We start from the raw sequence: 18,766 nt of genomic DNA, 5'->3' as shown, positions 1-18,766 counted from the left end.
TACAGGAGCAATAGGCCCCGCGGGTTGACCAGCGCATTGGTGGTCGCGCTGGGACTGCTGCCCGGTAGCTTGCAAGCCATGACATTGTTGGAGGCGGTCAGCCAGGGGCTGGCCGTCAACCCCGAGATAATGGCGGCAGAGGCAGACGCTCGTAGCGTGGAAACCGAGGTGGATATTGCCAAGGATAGCTACTGGCCATCGGTCAGTATGTCGGCAGGCCCCGAGAACCAGATATTCGGTGAAATCGGTTATGACGTTACCGCCACCCAGGTGTTGTACGACTGGGGGCGTATTGCCTCTCAGGTGAGTACCGCATCGGCCGAACATCAACAAAGCCTGGCCACGCTCAAGGTGACCAGTGACGAAGTTGCGCTCGATATCATCGAACTGTATCTGGACGTTATCGCTGCGCAACAGCGTGTCGCAGTGGTTGAGGATTACCTGCAACGCCTGAATGAATTGGCCACCATGACCCGCGATCGAGATATGGGGGGGTATAGCGATCGTAGTGAAAGCGAACGGGCCAACCTCGATCTGGCACGGGCCCGGGAGCAACTGTCGGTCGAGCGAGGCAGCTTGCGTGAGGCGCAGCGTCAGTTGTCGGTGTTGTTGGAGCAGGAATTATTGACGACTCAGGAACCCGTTCCGGGAAGCGACCTGCTGGCGACACTGGAATCCCCACAGGCAATGAGTGATGCCATTGCTGATGCGCCGGCACTCGACAAGACCGAGGCGGGTATAGAGGCAGCACAGGCGCGCCTGGATGAATCACGTGCCGCGCTGAAGCCACAGTTGAATCTGGAAGGCTCGTTGTTGCGCCGCGAAATCGGTGGACGAGTCGAAGATGACCAGGTCATTGCCCTGCGCATCAGCATGGAGCCTATTCAGGGGCTTTCCAACTGGCGTCGGACCGAGGCTGCCGGACAGCGCATGGAGGCTTCCCGGTATTCGCATCGAGCAACCTTGATGGATATCGAGCGCAGCTTGTCGGGCTTACTGGACCAGCGCGAGGTGACAGCCATGCGTCAGCAGGGTCTGCGGCAACAGGTGCTGAGCGCCGAGAATGTGATCTCTACCTACCACGAGCAGTTCAATGCTGGGTTACGTGATATTGCTGATCTGCTCAGCATCGAACGTGAGCATTTCGAAGCGGCTCGTCAGTTGGTGGATCTGAAGATTCAACAGTATCGACTGCAATATCGTGCTGCTTCGCAGCTGGGCATGCTTGATGCCGTGATGCCGGGAATAACACGGATGGTGGCAGGAGGCGTCAATGGATAAGCCAGATATGGCGGACAAGGACCCTCTGCGTGAGGGGTTGGTGCTGCTGTGTGAGCATCAGGAACACAGCAGTAGCGTGGCAGAGCTCGGTGATGGCCTGCCGCTAGAGCAGGGGCGCCTGCCTCTGTCGCATGCTTCAAGGGCGATGGCACGCGTCGGGATGAAGGCGCGTGTACTCGATAGTCGACTGGCAACCTTGAGCGAGGCACTGTTTCCGGTGCTGATAGAGTTCAATGATGATCGCTGGGTCGTTGTTGCCTCGCGAGAGGACGACCAGTTTACAGTACTGACGCCGGAAAGCGCTGGCGGCTGTGAAAACTGGTCCCTGGCCGACATCGAGCGGATGCACACCGGGGCGGTAATCGTCGCTCGACCACAATTCAAACCCGATGAGCGTGCCGGCAGTTTTGCTCGGGAAGTGAAGGGCCACTGGCTCAAGACACCTCTCAAGGAGCGCCGCGGGGTTTATGCGGAAGTTGGGGTGGCGGCATTGATGGCCAATATGCTGGCCATCACCACGGCAATATTTGCCATGCAGGTCTATGACCGTGTGGTGCCCAACGAGGCCTTTTCCACGTTGTGGATTCTGGCCAGTGGTGTGGCGCTGGCGGTACTGATGGAGTTCCTGTTGCGTAGTTTGCGAGCGCACCTATTGGACGCCACGGGGAAGGCACTTGACCTCGAGCTGTCATCGCGACTGTTCTCTCAGCTGATGCAACTGCGGTTGACGGCAAAACCAGGCTCGACCGGGGCCTTCAGCAGTCAGATTCGCGAGTTCGAGTCGGTGCGTGAGTTCCTGACGTCTGCCACTGTGGGGGCGATCAGCGATATTCCCTTTGTACTGCTGTTCCTCGGCGTCATCTTCATGATTGGCGGCTCCATGGTCTGGGTTCCGATCGCCGCCATCGTGTTGATGGTGGTGCCGGGCCTGTTGGCCCAGGGTCGGCTGGCCCGATTATCTCGGCAGAACCTGCGTGAAGGCGCGGTTCGTCAGGGCGTACTGCTGGAAACCATCGAGCATCTGGAAACCGTCAAGGCGACTCACGCCGAAGGCCGTCATCTCAAGCTCTGGGAGGATCTATCCGGAGATCTGGCAGATGCTGGCATGAAGCAGCGCAGTCTATCGGCGCGCCTCTCTTTTGCGGCAGCGGCAGTACAGCAACTGGCCTATGTCGGCGTGGTGATCGTTGGTGTTTACCTTATCTCTGCCGGTGAGTTGACCGTGGGGGCATTGATCGCCTGTACCATTCTCACTTCGCGCACCGTTGCGCCGATGACGCAGGTGGCCAATCTGCTGGCTCGCTGGCAACACGTCAAGGTGGCGATGGAAGGGCTGGACAGCATGATGGAGGCTCCGGTGGAGCGGCCACCGGGTCGCCAGTTTGTCCGCAAGTCACGCCTCAAGGGCGACTATCTGCTGGAGAATGTCGCGCTGACCTATCAGGAGGATGCTCCTGCTGCCCTGGCGTTGGCCTACCTGAAGGTAGAAGCCGGCGAACGGGTTGCGTTGTTGGGGGGCAATGGTTCAGGCAAGTCATCGTTGCTGCGCTTGATGGCGGGGCTGGTGGACCCTGATGCCGGTGACCTGATGCTCGATGACGTGCGTCTGGGGCAGATAGATCCTGTCGACCGGCGTCGTGCTATCGGCTACCTGCCTCAAGATATCGCGCTGTTTCACGGCACGTTGAGAGACAACCTCACACTGGATGGTGGAGCGCATGATGATGAGGCTTTGCTCGAAGCCTTGAAAGGCGTTGGTCTTGCCAGGTTTGTGCGCCGTCATCCGCTGGGACTGGATATGCCGATTGCCGGTAACGGCAGTCTCTCCGGAGGGCAGCGTCAGGCGGTAGGGCTTGCACGAGTCATCCTTCAGGACCCGCGTATCGTACTGATGGATGAACCTACGTCTGCCTACGATCAGACCAATGAACAGCATGTCATTGGCTTTCTCGAGTCCTGGTTGAAGGGACGCACACTGGTGGTATCCACCCACAAGAAATCGTTGTTGTCGCTGGTGACAAGAGCCGTTGTGCTACAGGACGGAAAATGTGTCATGGATGGCCCATTGAACTCCGTTGTCAGTGGGAATCGTGTAGAAGTTCCGGCTTCAAGCGGTTCGAGGAATCATCGTCATTCCGCACATCACCAGCAGGAAGGAGTCTCCGATGTCGATGCAGGCCATACCGCAACGCCTGGCAACTGAAAAGCAGGCCCTTGAGCAGTTGCGATCAACAGCGCGGCCACATCGCTTGTCCCATCCGGTGCTGTGGTTGTGCGTACTCATTATTCTCGGCTTCATTGCATGGTCTTCCTGGGCCACGATTGATGAGGTGACACGGGGGGATGGCAAAGTCGTGCCATTGTCTCGCATGCAGACCATTCAGAGTCTCGAGGGTGGGATTCTCCAGCAACTGTTGGTAAAGCGCGGCGAGGAAGTGATTGCCGGGCAGCCGTTGTTGCGTCTCGACGATACGCGTTTCCGCAGTGCCTGGAGTGAGACGCTTAGCCAGATTCTGGTATTGCGGGCAGCAATCGCGAGGCTGGAAGCGGAAGTGCTCGAGAAGGAGAAGGTCGAGTTCCCGGAAAGTGTTGATCCTGAGGGGGAATTGGCACGCTCTGGACGCTCATTGTTTGCAGCGCGCCGCAATCGTCTGCTCGAGGCCGAGGATTCGATCCAGAATGAAATTGCGGTCACTCAACGCCAGATCAATATTCTCGAGCCATTGGTGCAGAGGCGCTCCGTCAGTGAGATGGAGCTGCTCAAGCTTCAGCAGAGTGTGGCCTCTCTGGTCGGCAAGCTGGCGGAAATGCGCAATACCTATGTGCAGGATGCCTACTCCGAGCTGGCTGCCAAACAGGCTGAACTTTCCACTCTGGAGCAGACGTTGCTGCAGAGGAGCGATCAGCTACAGCGCACCGAGATTCACTCTCCCGTCAATGGACGCGTCAATGAGGTGATGATCAATACCAGGGGAGGTGTCATCCAGCCTGGTGAGCCGATCATGGAAATCACGCCGCTGGAGGACCAACTGTTGATAGAGACGCGGATTCGTCCTGAAGACGTCGCTTTTATCGCTCCCGGTATGCCGGCCAGTGTCAAGATCACCGCCTATGACTACACCATATATGGGGATTTGGCCGGCACTGTTGAACAGATCAGTGCCGATACCATTGAAGAGGAAACCCCGCAGGGCAAGAAGTCATACTACGAAGTCTTGATACGCACTGAAGAAGCGCACCTGGAAAGACACGGTAACCGACTGGATATTCGCCCGGGTATGGTGGCTCAGGTGGATATTCAAACAGGAAAGCGCACTCTGCTCAGCTATCTACTGAAGCCGCTGGTAAAAGCCAAGCTGTATTGAAGAGAGGCGGTGTTGGGAGGATAGGTGTTGTTGCAAGGATGGTTTTTGTCGCAAGGATAGGTGTTGTTGCAAGGAGAGCTGTCGTTGGTTGGACGCTGATGGATGAACGATGCCCCGCATATGGCGGGGCATCGTTCATCAGTACGCAAGGTTGGCCATCACGAGGCTTGAACGTGACTCTGGACTGAGGTGTTCTGAGTGTTATCTGCCTGCGACTTCACTCTCCAGATGGCGATATTGGCGTATCCATAGAAGATGGATATGGCGATTACCAGCATGTGGTACCAGAGAAAGGGCAGGTAGGTGAGAGTTGATACACCAAGAGTCGTGGCCATGAACACGCCGCCATCCGTCCACGGCACCATGGGCGTTGTAATCGTGCCTCCGGCTTCGGCGTTGCGGGACAGAACTCGACGGTCGACGCCCTGATCGTCATAGTTCTTTTCTGTAATGGTGCTGGCGGTGATCAGTGAAACGTAAGCGGCGCCACCGAAGAAATTGCCGAAGAAGCCCCCCAGCATGGTGGACACTGTCAGACGCCCGGGGTTGTTGGCCCAACGCAGAAAGCCGTTACTGATCGCTTGCAGAATTCCCACCTGTTTCATCAAACCGCCAAGGCCAAGAGCAAAGAGAATCAGGGCCACTACACCCAGCATGGATTCGATGCCGCCACGGTTGAGTAGCGTATTGAGAAACTCGACATCGGACTGCATGGCATTGCCGACATAGGCAATATTGATGGATTCGATCGCATCAACGCCCTGAACCCACCATGCACAGAGACTTCCCAGCAGGGCGCCAAAGGTGATCACCGGTATCGCGGGGTAACGCCGAGTCAGCAGGAAGATGACAACCACCGCGGGGAGAAGCAGCCACGGAGTGATGGTGAAGTGACTCTGCAGCGCCTCCATGGCGATAACGGTGCGGGAGGTATCAACACTGTCGCTGATGTAGAAGAAGCCGGCCACGAGAAAGAGAATCGAGGCGATGAGAATTGCCGGGGCACTGACCCACATCATTGAACGTATATGGTCTACCAGATTGACCTTGCAGAGCGAGGCGGTCATCACGGTGGTATCCGACAGGGGAGACATCTTGTCGCCGACATAGGCGCCGGAAATCACTGCGCCTGCAACAAGGGGGAGTGGGATGCCGAAACTATGACCAATTCCCATCATGGCAACCCCCGCGGTTCCCGCAGTACCAAAGGAGGTGCCTGTTGAAAGAGAAGTGAGGGCACAGATCACAAAGGCGGCAAACAGGAATATCTGTGGATTCATGACCGTCAGGCCATAGTAGATGATGCTGGGAACGACCCCGCCGGCAATCCAGGTTCCGATCAGCGCACCGACCGTGGTCAGGACGAGTACCGCTTCCATGCCATTGTGGATTCCATCGATCAGCCCTTTCTGCATGCTCTCGTAGGACATCTTCAGACGCAGGCCTAGCGCCATCACAAGGAACCATGAGGCGAAGAGTGCCAGTTGGATGGGAAGTTGAAGGACATTGATGCTGACAAACATGATGGCGATGAAGCCAATCATTATCGCCACAACTTCTGCCATGGTCGGTAGTCTTGGGGAACCGGTGGATGGTGACATGATCTCTCCTTTGGAATTGTTGTCCGAATAGGGTTCGGGGTCAGGAAAAGCGGCTTGCCTTGTAGGGCTGCAGGTCGGGGAGCGATGAAGCTGCTGGACTATCTCCGTAGGTTGCCAGGTGGGTAATGATCTCGGCGGTCACCGCTGCCTGTGTCAGACCAAGGTGGTGGTGACCGAATGCCAGCAGTACCTTGCCGTTCTTGACCGAATCGATGATCGGCAGCGAGTCAGGCAGCGATGGACGAAAGCCCATCCAGACAGTCGCTGAACTGGCGTCCAGATCTGTCTTGAACAGCCCCTGACTGAGGCGATGTAACTGCCATGCGCGTTGCATATTGGGAGGCTGTTTTAGGCCTGCGAACTCGACGGTCCCTGCCAGGCGCAGACCTTCATCCATGGGCGTCATGATGAAGCGCCGTTCCAGAGAGGTAACGGCTATCGGCAAGCGGTGCTGTTCACCCGGGAGCATCAGGTGATAGCCGCGCTCCGTGTCCAGAGGAACGCGAATACCGGCCAATGCGGTGGTGAGAGGTGCAGAGTGGGCGCCACAGGCTACCAACACCTTCCGCGCTCGGATCTGTCCTGACTCAGAGGTCTGAAGGCAAACACCCTGATCGTCGACCTGTCCTGTCAGCACTTCACTTGTTGTGAACTGGACTCCGTTGTGGCGGGCGGCGTCGACCATTGCGTTGACGACTTGCCAGGGGTTCACCACATGTGCCGTTTCCGGGAAGAACAGCCCGCCCTTGATACGTTCAGAGAGCTGGGGAGCGGTATGACGAATGGCATCGCCTTGCCACCGTTCCACACTGACCTGCTGCTCGAGCATTCGTGCCCGGAGCACATCAAGGTCGTGGCGGGTATCGGAGCGTTCGTGGACCAGCAGGGAACCTTCCTTCTTGAGAAGATGAGAATGCCCTATGGATGCCAGAAGCTCCTGCCAGGCGCTCAGGCTTGCTTGATTGAGCGCGCGGATGCCTGCGACGGTGTTCTGCCATGGGTTCTTGCGCAGATTCCAGAGCAGGCGTGAAAGCCAGGGGAGAGCCTTGGGAAAGTAGCGCCAGTCCAGGCGCAGAGGACCCATTGGGTCCATCAGCATCCCGGGAAGGCGCTTGAGTATCGACGCATCGGCAATCGGGAAGACCTGTTCCGTCGCCATGTGGCCGGCATTGCCCCAGGACGCGCCCATGCCGGGAGCTTCGCGGTCGAGAACCAACACTCGCCAGCCCTGTCGGCTGAGCATCAGGGCGCATGCAACACCCACCACACCAGCGCCAATGATGGCGATATCGGCATCAGTACCAGCGTCGCTGGCTGACGAGGAAGGCACTTGCATGTTGATTCCTTGGTGTCGTTTTGTCGATTGTATAAAATATAAGATACACCAATGATGGGATCAATATGAATATCAACCAAATGGAAATCAACCAAAGTTGGAGGTAGGTGGGGTACAGACCGAGGGTAGAAGGAAGAGGGGAGAACGAAGAGATCCGCTGTCGAGATGGGCTGGTCATGCCTCGAAGAGATGAGGCTGGAGAAGGGGAGAGCCTTGCTCCAGCGGGCGCTACTCTGTCATCGTCGCGCGTTCATCCAGAACCGCAACGATACCTTCGCAGGCTTCCTGAACGTGAGTCTTCAGCAATGCACAGGCTTGGTCGACATCGCCTTTGCGAGCGAGTTCGAGAAGTCCGTGGTGTTCCTTTTCCGCTTTCTCTATTTCCTGGGTATAGAGCAGCTGCATACGGATATAGCGGTCGGACTTGGTGTTCAACTGACTGATGATGGCAAGCGTCTCGGGCAGCTCGGCAGGAGCATAGAGCGCATGATGAAAGGCGAAGTTGTACTCACTCCAGTTGTCGATTTCACCTCCGGAGTCCAGAGCTTCATCGTACTTCTTGAGAATGTCTTCGGCCTTTTTCAGATCCGTATCGGTCAGGCGGGGGATGGAATGCCGGAGGATGTGAGTCTCGAGCAGAATACGTAGCTCGAACAGCTCGCGAATCTTGAGCACGGAAAGTTCAGTAGTGAACGCACCGCGGTGCGGGTGAAATTCCACCAGCCCTTCGGACTCAAGGGTCAGTAGGGCTTCGCGAACAGGGATCCGGCTGACATCATAGTCATTGGCCAGGGCATCCTGGCGAAGCTGCGTGCCGCCCTGAAACTCGCCGCCAAGAATACGTCTACGCAAGTCGTCGGCGACAAATTGTGCCCGTGTCTTGTAGGTGGCCATGACCCGGATTCCTTCAGGCAAGTATTTTTGCACATTGTATACAAACTGCCATGAAAGTCCATGTCGCCTTGTTTCCAGGGCCTCCAGGGAATGCTGACTTTGCTGGTTTGCATGTCTCTCATTCCATCGGGGAACACCATGAGAGATGAAGAATCCGATTGCGTCGCAGCTTGCCTTCCATTGTCATGCCTGTCTCGGTAATGGCATGAGGAAGTCAATGGTGGCCCCATGGACCACCATTTCAGGCCGATCTACCCGTCATTATTCTGCGTTGTCATTTCAGAGCCGCTGACCACTGGGCATACCAATTGCGGAACAACTCATACTGCGTTTCGGCGTACCGGCGTTGTGCGTCACTCAGTGCATCAGTCTCGTTGAAGTGCAGCGAGTATTCGGTATCACCATTGAGCACCATGAGGTGCTTGTAGTAGAGAACCAGGTCCGCACCTTCGTCGAAGGAGGACAGTACTCCCAGAGCAGATTCGAGCTCCAGGGCCAGGCGGCGCGCTTCGACGTTACCCTGTGCTGCTTGCTTGCAGAGGGCAACCAGCTGCAGAACTTCACGCGGCAGAGCGTTGCCGATGCCGGTAATGGCGCCTGTTGCTCCGCAGTTGACGAAGCCGTGGAAGACCGTGGTATCGACACCGACCATCAAGGTGACGTCATCATCCTGTGAGGTGATGTTCTCTGCCGCATATCGCAGGTCACTGGCTCCTCCGAACTCCTTGAAACCGATCAGATTGGGATGCTGACGACGCAGTTCAAAGAACAGGTCTGCACGAGTGGCAAACCCATAATAGGGACTGTTGTAGATCACCGCAGGGAGCTGGGGGGCAGCATCGAGGATTGCAGAGAAGTGAGCTCTCTGTGCGGCAACGGAGGTACCGCGTGACAGCACGCGGGGAATGACCATCAATCCATGTGCACCTACCTCAGCGGCATGTGCAGCGTGCGATACCGCTTCTCTGGAATTGACGGCACCGGTACCGACAATGGTGGGGATTCCTGCTTCAACCAGTCGTGAGACACCCTGCTGACGCTGCGCTTCAGTCAGCAGCGGCCAGTCTCCCATCGAGCCACAATAGACAACTCCGCTCATGCCGATGTCGATGAGCTCCTGCCCCTTGGCGACCAGAGCGTCAAAGTCCGGTTGGCGGTCAGCGGTGCAGGGAGTCATGAGTGCGGGAATACAACCTGTAAAGATGGAGTCGTTCATCTATCTGGTCCTTTTCGATCAATGGTTTCGTTGTTGGTCAGTGGCTTCGTTGTCGTTCAGCCTGTCCGCCATAGCGGCTATGGCCGGGTATGTATCACGATGCGCTGATCCCCCATGCAAAGGGATCCTGTTCATCGATCAGCAGCGTGGCTTCGGCGCTCAGGAAGGCTCGACCCTTGATATAAGGGCGCACGCGATCACCTTCCCATTCGTAGTAACCCTCGAACTGGCTGCCGGTGATGCTGGCCTGTGTCCAGGACGTGCCGGGCTCCAGCTTCCCATCAGCGGCGAGGCAGGCCAGCTTGGCACTGGTGCCTGTGCCGCACGGTGAGCGGTCATATGCCTTGCCGGGGCAGAGCACGAAATTGCGGCTATCTACCACCGAGTCATCGGTAAACAATTCGATATGGTCGATCAGCCCTCCATCAGCGCCGGTGATGGACTGAGCTTCGAGTGCCTGGCGAATGGCCCAGGTGAACGCGGTCAGCGCTTCGACGTTGTCCAGCTCAAGCGAGTAACCATGCTCACTGACGAGGAAGAACCAGTTGCCTCCCCAGGCGATGTCTCCGTACACCACACCGTGTCCGGGGACTTCGACGGGGACCTGTTTGCGGTGACGCCATGAGAGAACGTTGCGCACGATGACTGAACCGTCATCGAGGAGCGTCGCTTCGACAGGACCTACAGGTGTGTCGATCTTGTGTAAGCCGGGCGCCATCAAGCCGAGGTGATGCAGGGACGCGACGAGACCGATGGTGCCGTGGCCACACATACCGAGATAACCGGTGTTGTTGAAGAAGATGACACCACAGGTCGCATCTGCTGTTTCCGGCTCGCAATACAGGGCGCCGACAAGTACATCGTGCCCCCGTGGTTCCAGCATGCTGGCACGACGCCATTTATCGTGCTGGTCGCGAAGTGCATCACGCTTTTCCGCAATGGTCGCCCCCGGTAAGGAAGGGAAGCCGTCCATGACCACTCGAGTGGGTTCACCTGCTGTATGGGAGTCGATGACATGCACGTGTTTCATGAGGCACCTGTGTTGATCTTGTCGTTGTCAGCAGTAGAGGGTTTCGGTGTTGCTTGAGCAGTTTTATATTTTATACAATCTTCAAAGTGTTTTGTGAAGCCACCATCGAACGGTATCGACAAGGCGTGATGGGCGACGCAATGCTGGAACAGCGCAACTGACGCGCTACGGCAGGGCATGACGACAGTGACGGGGAATAAGTGATGACTCGCAGGCTGGACTAAAGTCCAGGCCACCCAGGTGCGGGGGGAGATAATGGTAGATACGGAGAGGAGGAAAAAGCGCGCTCTCCCGGTGAGCACCGGGAGAGCGCAAAGGAAAGAGGGGGCAATCCGTCTGGGGCAGGATGAACTGAGGTCAGGACAGCCGCTGACGGAAATCCTCGTAGCCGAACTCGCGGATGACCTTCAACTCATCTGTCTCGGAGTTCCACACTGCAATTGCGGGCAGTCGAGTGCCATTGAAGGTGGTGGTCTTGACCATGGTGTAGTGGCTCATGTCCTGAAACACCAGGCGTTGTCCCGACAGCAGCGGTGCATCGAAGCTGTAGTCGCCGATTACATCACCGGCTAGACAGGTCAAGCCGCCGAGGCGATAGGTATACGCCCGCTCCCCCGGCTCACCGGCACCGAGGATACCCGGCCGATATGGCATCTCGAGAATATCCGGCATATGGCAGGTCGCCGAGGTGTCGAGAATCGCCTGGTCGATGGCATTCCAGCTGGTATCCAGCACTGAGGAGACCAGCACGCCGGTGCCGATGGCCACGGCCTCACCGGGCTCCAGATACACCTGCACTTGATGGCGCTCTGCGAAATCTCGGATGCAGGCCACCAACTCATCGCGCTGATAGTCCGGACGGGTGATATGGTGGCCACCGCCGAAGTTGACCCATTCCATACGCTCGAGCAGATGACCGAAACGCTTCTCCACAGCGGCTAGTGTGCGCTGAAGGGGAGGGAAGTCCTGTTCGCACAGGGTATGGAAATGCAGCCCGGAGATGCCCTCGAGGCTGGCTTCATCGAGCTGCGATAGCGGAATGCCCAACCGAGAGCCTGGCGCACAGGGATCGTAGATCGGCACGTCGCCTTCCGAGTGCTCGGGGTTGATGCGCAGACCAAAGCGTAATCCCGGACGTTCAGCCAAGGCTGCACGCACCAGTGGCTGAGCACGCTGCCACTGGCCACAGCTATTGAACACCACATGATCGGCGATGCGCAGAATCTCGGCGAGATCCGCCTCGCTATAGGCGGCACCGAAGACGTGCACTTCTCCGCCTGCTTGGCCGTGCTCGTCTTGACGATAGTACTGGTGGCCCAGCAGCGCCTCGTGCAGGCCGCTGGCGCAGGTGCCACTCAGGTAACGTGTCACCAGCGGCGCGAAATGCCACATGCTGAAGGCCTTGAGGGCCGACAACACCTTGGCACCACTGGCCTCGGCGACGTCGGCGAGGATACGCAGATTGCGTTCCACGGCGACCTCGTCGACCACGAAACAGGGTGACGGTACGCGCCTGGTATCCAGGCGCGAGAAGTCACTGAACTGATGGATTTCCACGGCTTGGGTTCCCACAGCTTGGGTTTCTACAGCATGGGTTTCCACGACCTAGAGGTCCTGGCCTTTCTGGACATCCAGGCGGAACGACGGATCCAGCTCGACGGCTTTCCACGGCAGTCCATACTCGTTCATGTCGGCCATGAACGGATCCGGGTCGCACTGCTCCATGTTCCACACCCCTGGACGCTTCCAGTGACCCTCGAGGATCATTTTGGCGCCGATCATCGCCGGGACACCGGTGGTGTAGGAGATGGCCTGAGACTGAACCTCGGCGTAGCAGGCCTCGTGGTCGCAGATGTTGTACAGATACATCAGCTTTTCCTTGCCGTCCTTCTTGCCGCGAACGAGGCTGCCGATGCAGGTCTTGCCCTTGGTGCGCGGGCCGAGGGTCGACGGATCAGGTAGCAGTTTGGCGAGGAATTGGATCGGCACGATCTGCTGGCCGTTGTATTCCACTGGCTCGATGCCGGTCATGCCGACGTTGCCCAGCACTTCGAGGTGCTTGAGGTAGCTGTCGCCGAAGCTCATCCAGAACTGCGCACGTTTGAGGCTCGGGAAGTGCGTGGACAGCGACTCCAGTTCCTCGTGATACATGCGATAGATGTTGTAGCTACCGACATTTTCCGGGCACTCGAAGCGTGCCATCATCGACATCGGCGGTGTAGTGACGAATTCGCCACCTTCCCAGTGGCGGCACTCGGCCGTCACTTCGCGGATGTTGATTTCCGGGTTGAAGTTGGTGGCGAAGGGGTAGCCATGATCGCCACCATTGACATCAATGATGTCGAGTTCATCGATCTCGTCAAAATAGTGCTTGGCGAGATAGGCGGTGAACATGTTGGTTGCGCCGGGATCGAAGCCACTGCCCAGCAGCGCAGTCAGACCCGCTTCCTTGAACCTGTCCTGATAGGCCCACTGCCACTTGTACTCGAATTTGGCGGTATCCAGCGGCTCGTAGTTGGCGGTATCGAGGTAGTTCACGCCGGCGGCCAGGCAAGCATCCATGATGCTCAGATCCTGGTACGGCAGGGCAACGTTGATCACCAGCTCGGGGCGTTCAGCCTCCAGCAGCGCGGTCAATTCGGCGACATTGTCCGCATCTACCTGGGCGGTGCGAACAGGCCGCGGCAGCTGGGCAGCGATGGCCTTGCATTTGGACTCGGTGCGGCTGGCCAGCAGAATATCGGTAAACACCGACTCCAGTTGTGCGCACTTGTGAGCTACGACCGCGCCGACACCGCCGGCACCAATGATGATCACTTTCGACATGAAGAGTCCCCCCGTGTCTTGGCTTGGGCAGGAGATGCCCGTCAAGATGTTTCAGTCCGGTAGTCGTGGATACGCAATCCCGGTGACCTGAAAGGCCTCGGGAGTTGGTCCCGATGGCACTGTGTCTGGTAGTTCAGGGTAGACGCTAGCGCAGCCTGCGTCTTTTCCAGCGGGCGCATGCTAACCGGGATTTGCATTGTGTGCCATGGTTTGTGACGACTTTGCGATGGTTCGTGGCGATAAGTGTCGTAGAGAGGCATTCGAGGGGCAGTGAATGCGGCGATGCAAGGTCCCTCCTGCGAGGGGGCTGGTATTCATTAGGGGGCGCTCAGCAGGGCTCGCTCATGGGGGCTCGCTCATGAAGGCTTGCATGGTGCTGGGTTTCCAGAGTAAAGGATAGTGTCCACGCCATTCACTCGGGAGCACCTCGATGTCCGCACCACTTATTCTCACCACCTCGTCGCACCTTGAAGGCTATCGCGTTGTCGAGCACATCGATATTGTCTCGGCGGAGTGCGTATTCGGTATGAACATTCTCAAGGACATGTTTGCCGGGATTCGCGACATCTTCGGTGGCCGTAACAAGTCATCGCAGAATGCGCTGCGCGATGCGCGGGTTTCCTGTCTTGAAGAACTTCGCCGTGAGGCGGGCGAGATGGGGGCCAATGCTGTGATTGCTGTGGATATGGATTACAGCGAAATCTCCGGTGGCGGCAAGTCGATGCTGTTTCTGGTCGCGACCGGTACCGCGGTAAGAGTCGAGAAGGTGTAATGCTGAGCTACGCGCCGAAGCTGAATCTATACACTAACGGCGACGATGATCAGTAGATACTGGATCACGGTTACCACACACTGGAGTTTCAACAGTCGCAGGCTGCCGGCAATGCGCCCGGTCAGGCTGCGGGGCGCAGTGGTTCCGGGGATCAAATGCAGCGCAACGAGGATACTGTCCATGGTTTCCGGTTGCAGGCCGCGCGCCAGGCGCTCAAACAGCGCGCGGTCGAAGTCGACGCGTATGGCCAGATAGAGTTGCATCAGACCCAGTATGGTGACGGCGACCAGCAGGAAAGGCAGTGTCTCGGTAGTGAAGGGGCTGATGATCAATCCCAGTAACGCGACACCACTGACGAGTAGAGAGCAATGGCGCACCAGGCGTCCCTGGCCCAGCAAGTCCGCGGCGATCCCGGCCTGGGTGTGTTGCAGTTCGTTCATGCGACCTCCGTGCAACCTTCGTGCATGGCGGCTGCGATGAGTCGCCGATGACGTTCGTGAAGACGAATGCCTGGGCGCTTTGTTGCGATCATGGCAATCGCTTCGTCAATATCAGTGGCCCGTCCTGAGCGCAATAACCACAACGCAATAACCCCCGCGCTGCGCGAGTAACCCAGAGCGCAGGCCACCAGCACAGGGCCCTCTCGACTATCCACATCAAGCTGTGCCGCGGCGGCGGCAACATCCGCTGGTGGTGCATCGACCAGGTCCAGCATGGGTTGGCAGAACCAGCGGACTGTCGTTTCGGGAGCAGGGAGCTCGGCGGTCACATCAATCACTCGGGTGAAGCGGCCGTTGAGGCTGGCAGACGTCGGAAAACGTCCCAGCCACACGCCATCGACGATCTCACTGGCATCGGGCTGACCGCGCGTCCACAGGCGCGAATTGATCCAGGCACCCACCAGGTATGGCAACAGTAGTAGTCTGGCAGCCACCGACATATATCCGTGAGGGTACTTCTGGAAGCCGACGGCGCCAATTACCAGGTAGTTGGCAGCAACGAGTCCCAGAGAACATGCCGGATACAGCAACCATAGCCAGGTTCCGCCGCCAATACCGGCAACGACGACCAGCAACAGTGCGCCGATCGCGTAGTAGGCGCATAGCGTCAGCCGGCGACGATCATTGGTCATACGCAATGAGCTGAGCGGAGCAACGCCTTCCATGGGCCACAGCCATAAACACAGCAGGCCGAGTAGGGCGCCGGTGGGGATATCGAAGAAATGGTGTTGCCAGGTGGTGAGCACCGAGAGACCGACCAATACAAACCAGCCATGCAGAAGCCAGCGCCATATACCGCCAAGGTGTTCACTGTAGAGTGCCCAGAGAATCACCAGCAAGGCGATATGCAGTGATGGGGCCTGGTTGTAGGGACGATCAAAGCTGCGCAAGGCATCGAACAGCACACCCGGTAAACCGGAGGCTTGCGGCTGGCCAAAGCTGAATGCCAGCGGCATGACGATAAAGAAGCTTACTGCGATCAGTTGAGCGGTCAGCAACCGTCTGGCGTGGACAGCCAATTCATGGCGTGTTGCACAGACAAACAGTGAAGCGCAGTAGAACAGGTTGACTGACCAGTAGGGCAGAATCGTCCAGGCGATAAAGGGAATATGCTGCTCCCAGCCGAACACGATACTCGGCACATCGGCGCGTTGCGTCGCCAGCCAGTTGGCGAGTCCGTAGGAGGCATAGAAGAAGATGCCCAACCCCACCAGCCATGCCGTCGCGCGTCGCCAGGGACGAGGCTCATGCCGGAGATGTGTAGCGGTCATGATCAGTGGCCTACCTTGCGTGCCAGGCTGACCGTGAAGATGCCCCACTCATCGATACGTTGCTCGATCTTTTCGAACCCGGCCTCAGCCACCAGTTGATCCAGTTCCGCCTGGCTGCGGCGTCGCATGACCCATGCCTGGCCACCGCGATGGCTGGTCAGGGCCCGAGCAATGAATTCGAGTTGCGGATGCCAGGGTTGGCCGGTGTAGACCAGATAGCCACCGGGTTCGACGGCATCGCCAAGCCCCGCCAGAGATCGCCGTACGCAGGCATTGTCGGTGAACAGCTCATAGAGTCCCGAGACGATGGCAAGGCTGGGCGCGGGAGTGATGCTGGACAGCGAATCGCGGTCGAAGGCATCCCCCTGTTCGAAGCGGGCGATATCGTCGAGTCCCGCGGCCTGAATCATGGCCTGACCTGCGGTGACGTTCTCGACATCATAATCACGCAGTAGCGCCGACTGAGGTCGCGGTTCGGCGGCTTGCAGCGCATCAATGACATACCGCCCATGACCAGCAGCAATATCGACCAGGTGGATCGGCACATGCTGTTCATTGAGTCGCGTCATCGCCTGGTTGAGCAGCTCTTCGATGTGCTTCTTGCGCTGACGGATGCCTTGCCAACCGATCGACTCGAGGTAGCCGCGGTCGACCCAGCGGCCGATGGCACCGCGGCCCTGTGGTTGGTTGCGATACACGTAATCGAGAGTGGTGCCGGAATCGAAGCCGGTCTGGTGTCCGAGGCGAACGCCTTCGGATAGCCTGCCACCCAGACGCAGACCTGCACGGGTCAGGGACCACCAGGCGCGGCGCAGGGATAGCGCAGGTAGAGGTGTTTCAAGGCGGTCGACTTCGGCACGGGTATATCCGACCTGATCGGCATTCAGCAGGCTGGGTGATTGCTGAGGAACGGCGAAACAGCGCTCGATGAAGTCACGGATTCTGCTGGTTGCCTGAGCGCGGTCCCGTTCACCCAAGGTGTCGTGAAAGAAACCATCCAGTACGTGGCGCTCCTTGATTGGGCTGGACAGATTCTCGTAGAAGCGGTGCTGGGGTGGGTGATGGACTACCCAGTCACTGCCGGAGATCAGCAGCTGAGTCGGTGTGGTGATCGCCCCGGCATCGGTGACCACGCGCTTGCCTGCCTCGAACAGCTGAATGAGGATCTTGACCGAGATGGCGCGCGAGACCAGCGGATCGTTATCGAAGGAAGCGACACGCTCTGGGTCGTGGGTCAGCAGCTTCGCCTTGACGTAGCTGTTGACGTAGAAGTGGCCACGCAATCGTTGCAGCAGCTTCAGGCCGGGAATGGCGAAGGGCACATACAGCTTGACCTTGAAGGCGGGCGAGGCGAGCACCTGACAACGAATGGTAGGAGCGTAGTCATGCAGCCAGGTGCTGACCAATACCGCACCGACACTCTGTGCGAGCACGGCGATATCGGTGACGGCAATACCGTGGATGGTCTGGATATGGCGGATGAAATCATCGACATCGCGTACCGAGGCATCCAGCCCCGGGCTGTAGCCTCGCTCACCGGGTGAGTTGCCGTGTCCGCGCGCATCCCAGGCGAAGAAGGCGAAATCTGTCAGCTCCAGCTCATCGACCAGATGCGCCATTCGCTCCGAGTGCTCATGGCCGCGATGGAACATTACCACGGCACCGCGTGGAGTTTCCGTTACCGCTGGCCAGTAACGGTAGAACAGCTCGACGCCATCAAAGGTAGTGAAGTGTTGCTGTTGCTGCGGCCTCATTCGGCTTCCTCCCTGAGCGCGCCTATGGCGCGGTTGATGATCGTCCATGCCAGCAGCACGCAGGCAACGGCCAGTGCAGCATTCATCAACCAGGTTGGCTGCCCTCCCAGCGCTACCCACAACGCCAGCGCGCCGAACAGCACCGCGCGATCGCTCTTGCCCATCGGGCCATCGTAGCGGCGCGTGCCACCCAGCGCCTGACTGAGCACGCCGGTCATCTCGCTGATGGTGGCGAGCAGTACCACCAGCACTACCGCCATGGGAGACAGCGGAGCCAGCAGTGCGAAGGGTAGGTAGAGTGCCGCGTCGGAGAACACATCGCCGAGTTCATTGAGGATCGCGCCCAGTCGGCTCTGCATATCATGTTCGCGAGCCAGCATGCCGTCGATGGCATTCAGCGCCATGCGCACAAACAGCACCACCGGCACCAGCCACAACGGCCACTGGTCGTTCGGCCAGATCACCAGCAGCAGTCCCGCTACCAGTGACAACAACATGGCCGCCAGCGTTATCTGGTTGGCGCTGATTCCAGCGTCGGCGATGCGCTTGACGAGGGGGCGAAGTCGAGCCTGGAAGGCGGGCTTGAGTTGGTAGATTGAAGGCATTCCATTACCGGTCGGTTGTGTGCGTGAGCTTGCTTGCTCGGGAGCAGCCCTGTTCCAGAGAAGCAGGGCTCAGTAGAAGCAGGGTTCAGTAGAAGTAGGGATCAGCAGCAACACTAGTTCAGCAGCAACTCTAGTTCAGCAGTAACGTGGCCCGCCATCTCGCGGGCGACTCCTGATCCACCAGTATTGCCGGTTATCCGCAGTGGCGGAAGGGAGCCATTGCCCATTGCGGCAGATTGGGAGGTTTCTGGCGTGATAGCGAGCGCGATTCAGTGACGCTGTGCCGCTTCTGCGATGGATTGCGGTTACCTTGGC

15 protein-coding genes are annotated in these 18,766 nt (G+C 58.3%); 4 read left to right on the top strand and 11 right to left on the bottom strand.

Going from position 1 to position 18,766, the window contains the following annotated elements:
• The first annotated feature begins 24 nt into the window (after positions 1-24).
• From AR456_RS14450 to AR456_RS14440, 3 genes are read left to right on the top strand one after another with little or no spacing between them, the layout of a single operon-like run.
• Complete coding sequence (locus AR456_RS14450) at positions 25-1,281, top strand: TolC family protein (protein WP_021818649.1); 1,257 nt, start codon at positions 25-27, stop codon at positions 1,279-1,281.
• Positions 1,274-3,484 (top strand): type I secretion system permease/ATPase, encoded by a 2,211-nt coding sequence (locus AR456_RS14445; protein ID WP_021818650.1) that lies wholly within the window; start codon positions 1,274-1,276, stop codon positions 3,482-3,484. Before AR456_RS14450 ends, AR456_RS14445 begins: the two co-directional genes overlap by 8 nt.
• Positions 3,447-4,646, top strand: a complete 1,200-nt coding sequence (locus AR456_RS14440; RefSeq protein WP_021818651.1) for an HlyD family type I secretion periplasmic adaptor subunit — start codon at positions 3,447-3,449, stop codon at positions 4,644-4,646. The genes AR456_RS14445 and AR456_RS14440 overlap by 38 nt, the downstream gene beginning before the upstream one ends.
• A gap of 158 nt (positions 4,647-4,804) precedes the next feature.
• Here AR456_RS14440 and nhaC read toward each other — a convergent pair whose 3' ends face one another.
• From nhaC to AR456_RS14405, 7 genes are all read right to left on the bottom strand, one after another.
• Positions 4,805-6,247 carry a Na+/H+ antiporter NhaC gene (gene nhaC, locus AR456_RS14435; RefSeq protein ID WP_021818652.1) on the bottom strand — a complete coding sequence of 481 codons (1,443 nt, stop codon included), beginning with the start codon at positions 6,245-6,247 and terminating at the stop codon, positions 4,805-4,807.
• Positions 6,248-6,287: 40 nt separating this feature from the next.
• On the bottom strand, positions 6,288-7,583 hold the full coding sequence (locus AR456_RS14430; protein WP_021818653.1) for an NAD(P)/FAD-dependent oxidoreductase: 1,296 nt from the start codon (positions 7,581-7,583) through the stop codon (positions 6,288-6,290).
• 228 nt (positions 7,584-7,811) lie between these two features.
• Positions 7,812-8,477 carry a GntR family transcriptional regulator gene (locus tag AR456_RS14425; RefSeq protein WP_021818654.1) on the bottom strand — a complete coding sequence of 222 codons (666 nt, stop codon included), beginning with the start codon at positions 8,475-8,477 and terminating at the stop codon, positions 7,812-7,814.
• Between the two features lie 274 nt (positions 8,478-8,751).
• Complete coding sequence (locus AR456_RS14420) at positions 8,752-9,693, bottom strand: dihydrodipicolinate synthase family protein (protein ID WP_021818655.1); 942 nt, start codon at positions 9,691-9,693, stop codon at positions 8,752-8,754.
• Positions 9,694-9,787: 94 nt separating this feature from the next.
• The gene (locus AR456_RS14415; protein ID WP_021818656.1) at positions 9,788-10,723 is read right to left on the bottom strand and encodes a 4-hydroxyproline epimerase; all 936 of its coding nucleotides are present in this window, start codon (positions 10,721-10,723) and stop codon (positions 9,788-9,790) included.
• Between the two features lie 357 nt (positions 10,724-11,080).
• Positions 11,081-12,280 carry a carboxynorspermidine decarboxylase gene (gene nspC / locus AR456_RS14410; RefSeq protein ID WP_031207589.1) on the bottom strand — a complete coding sequence of 400 codons (1,200 nt, stop codon included), beginning with the start codon at positions 12,278-12,280 and terminating at the stop codon, positions 11,081-11,083.
• Positions 12,281-12,328: 48 nt separating this feature from the next.
• Positions 12,329-13,549, bottom strand: coding sequence for a saccharopine dehydrogenase family protein (locus tag AR456_RS14405; protein ID WP_021818658.1), 1,221 nt, complete (start codon positions 13,547-13,549; stop codon positions 12,329-12,331).
• A 430-nt stretch (positions 13,550-13,979) separates the two neighbouring features.
• Between AR456_RS14405 and AR456_RS14400 the strand changes: the two genes are divergently transcribed.
• A complete protein-coding gene (locus AR456_RS14400) occupies positions 13,980-14,321 on the top strand; it encodes a YbjQ family protein (protein ID WP_021818659.1) in 342 nt (113 codons plus the stop codon).
• Between the two features lie 26 nt (positions 14,322-14,347).
• Here the strand turns inward: AR456_RS14400 and AR456_RS14395 are convergent, their stop codons facing one another.
• Genes AR456_RS14395 through AR456_RS14380 form a run of 4 tightly spaced genes read right to left on the bottom strand, consistent with a single transcriptional unit; the run spans position 14,348 to position 18,451 of the window.
• Positions 14,348-14,761: a hypothetical protein gene (locus AR456_RS14395; protein ID WP_021818660.1), complete on the bottom strand. Its 414-nt coding sequence runs from the start codon at positions 14,759-14,761 to the stop codon at positions 14,348-14,350.
• Entirely contained in the window at positions 14,758-16,092 is a 1,335-nt protein-coding gene (locus tag AR456_RS14390; RefSeq protein WP_021818661.1) for a dual specificity protein phosphatase family protein, read from the bottom strand. Before AR456_RS14390 ends, AR456_RS14395 begins: the two co-directional genes overlap by 4 nt.
• Positions 16,093-16,094: 2 nt before the next feature.
• On the bottom strand, positions 16,095-17,846 hold the full coding sequence (locus tag AR456_RS14385) for a bifunctional alpha/beta hydrolase/class I SAM-dependent methyltransferase (RefSeq protein WP_021818662.1): 1,752 nt from the start codon (positions 17,844-17,846) through the stop codon (positions 16,095-16,097).
• Complete coding sequence (locus AR456_RS14380) at positions 17,843-18,451, bottom strand: CDP-alcohol phosphatidyltransferase family protein (RefSeq protein ID WP_021818663.1); 609 nt, start codon at positions 18,449-18,451, stop codon at positions 17,843-17,845. Before AR456_RS14380 ends, AR456_RS14385 begins: the two co-directional genes overlap by 4 nt.
• Positions 18,452-18,766 lie beyond the last annotated feature (315 nt).

The organism is Halomonas huangheensis, from assembly GCF_001431725.1.
Taxonomy (GTDB): domain Bacteria; phylum Pseudomonadota; class Gammaproteobacteria; order Pseudomonadales; family Halomonadaceae; genus Halomonas; species Halomonas huangheensis.
The sequence above is the reverse complement of the archived record's forward strand: the minus strand, read 5'-3'. Positions and strand labels throughout refer to the sequence as shown.

Bases quoted from the DNA above. Each gene is read 5' to 3' on its own strand.
- AR456_RS14445 (WP_021818650.1), top strand. From the start codon at position 1,274: ATGGATAAGCCAGATATGGCGGACAAGGACCCTCTGCGTGAGGGGTTG.
- AR456_RS14440 (WP_021818651.1), top strand. From the start codon at position 3,447: ATGTCGATGCAGGCCATACCGCAACGCCTGGCAACTGAAAAGCAGGCC.
- nhaC (WP_021818652.1), bottom strand. From the start codon at position 6,247: ATGTCACCATCCACCGGTTCCCCAAGACTACCGACCATGGCAGAAGTT.
- AR456_RS14430 (WP_021818653.1), bottom strand. From the start codon at position 7,583: ATGCAAGTGCCTTCCTCGTCAGCCAGCGACGCTGGTACTGATGCCGAT.
- AR456_RS14425 (WP_021818654.1), bottom strand. From the start codon at position 8,477: ATGGCCACCTACAAGACACGGGCACAATTTGTCGCCGACGACTTGCGT.
- AR456_RS14420 (WP_021818655.1), bottom strand. From the start codon at position 9,693: ATGAACGACTCCATCTTTACAGGTTGTATTCCCGCACTCATGACTCCC.
- AR456_RS14415 (WP_021818656.1), bottom strand. From the start codon at position 10,723: ATGAAACACGTGCATGTCATCGACTCCCATACAGCAGGTGAACCCACT.
- AR456_RS14405 (WP_021818658.1), bottom strand. From the start codon at position 13,549: ATGTCGAAAGTGATCATCATTGGTGCCGGCGGTGTCGGCGCGGTCGTA.
- AR456_RS14400 (WP_021818659.1), top strand. From the start codon at position 13,980: ATGTCCGCACCACTTATTCTCACCACCTCGTCGCACCTTGAAGGCTAT.
- AR456_RS14395 (WP_021818660.1), bottom strand. From the start codon at position 14,761: ATGAACGAACTGCAACACACCCAGGCCGGGATCGCCGCGGACTTGCTG.
- AR456_RS14390 (WP_021818661.1), bottom strand. From the start codon at position 16,092: ATGACCGCTACACATCTCCGGCATGAGCCTCGTCCCTGGCGACGCGCG.
- AR456_RS14385 (WP_021818662.1), bottom strand. From the start codon at position 17,846: ATGAGGCCGCAGCAACAGCAACACTTCACTACCTTTGATGGCGTCGAG.
- AR456_RS14380 (WP_021818663.1), bottom strand. From the start codon at position 18,451: ATGCCTTCAATCTACCAACTCAAGCCCGCCTTCCAGGCTCGACTTCGC.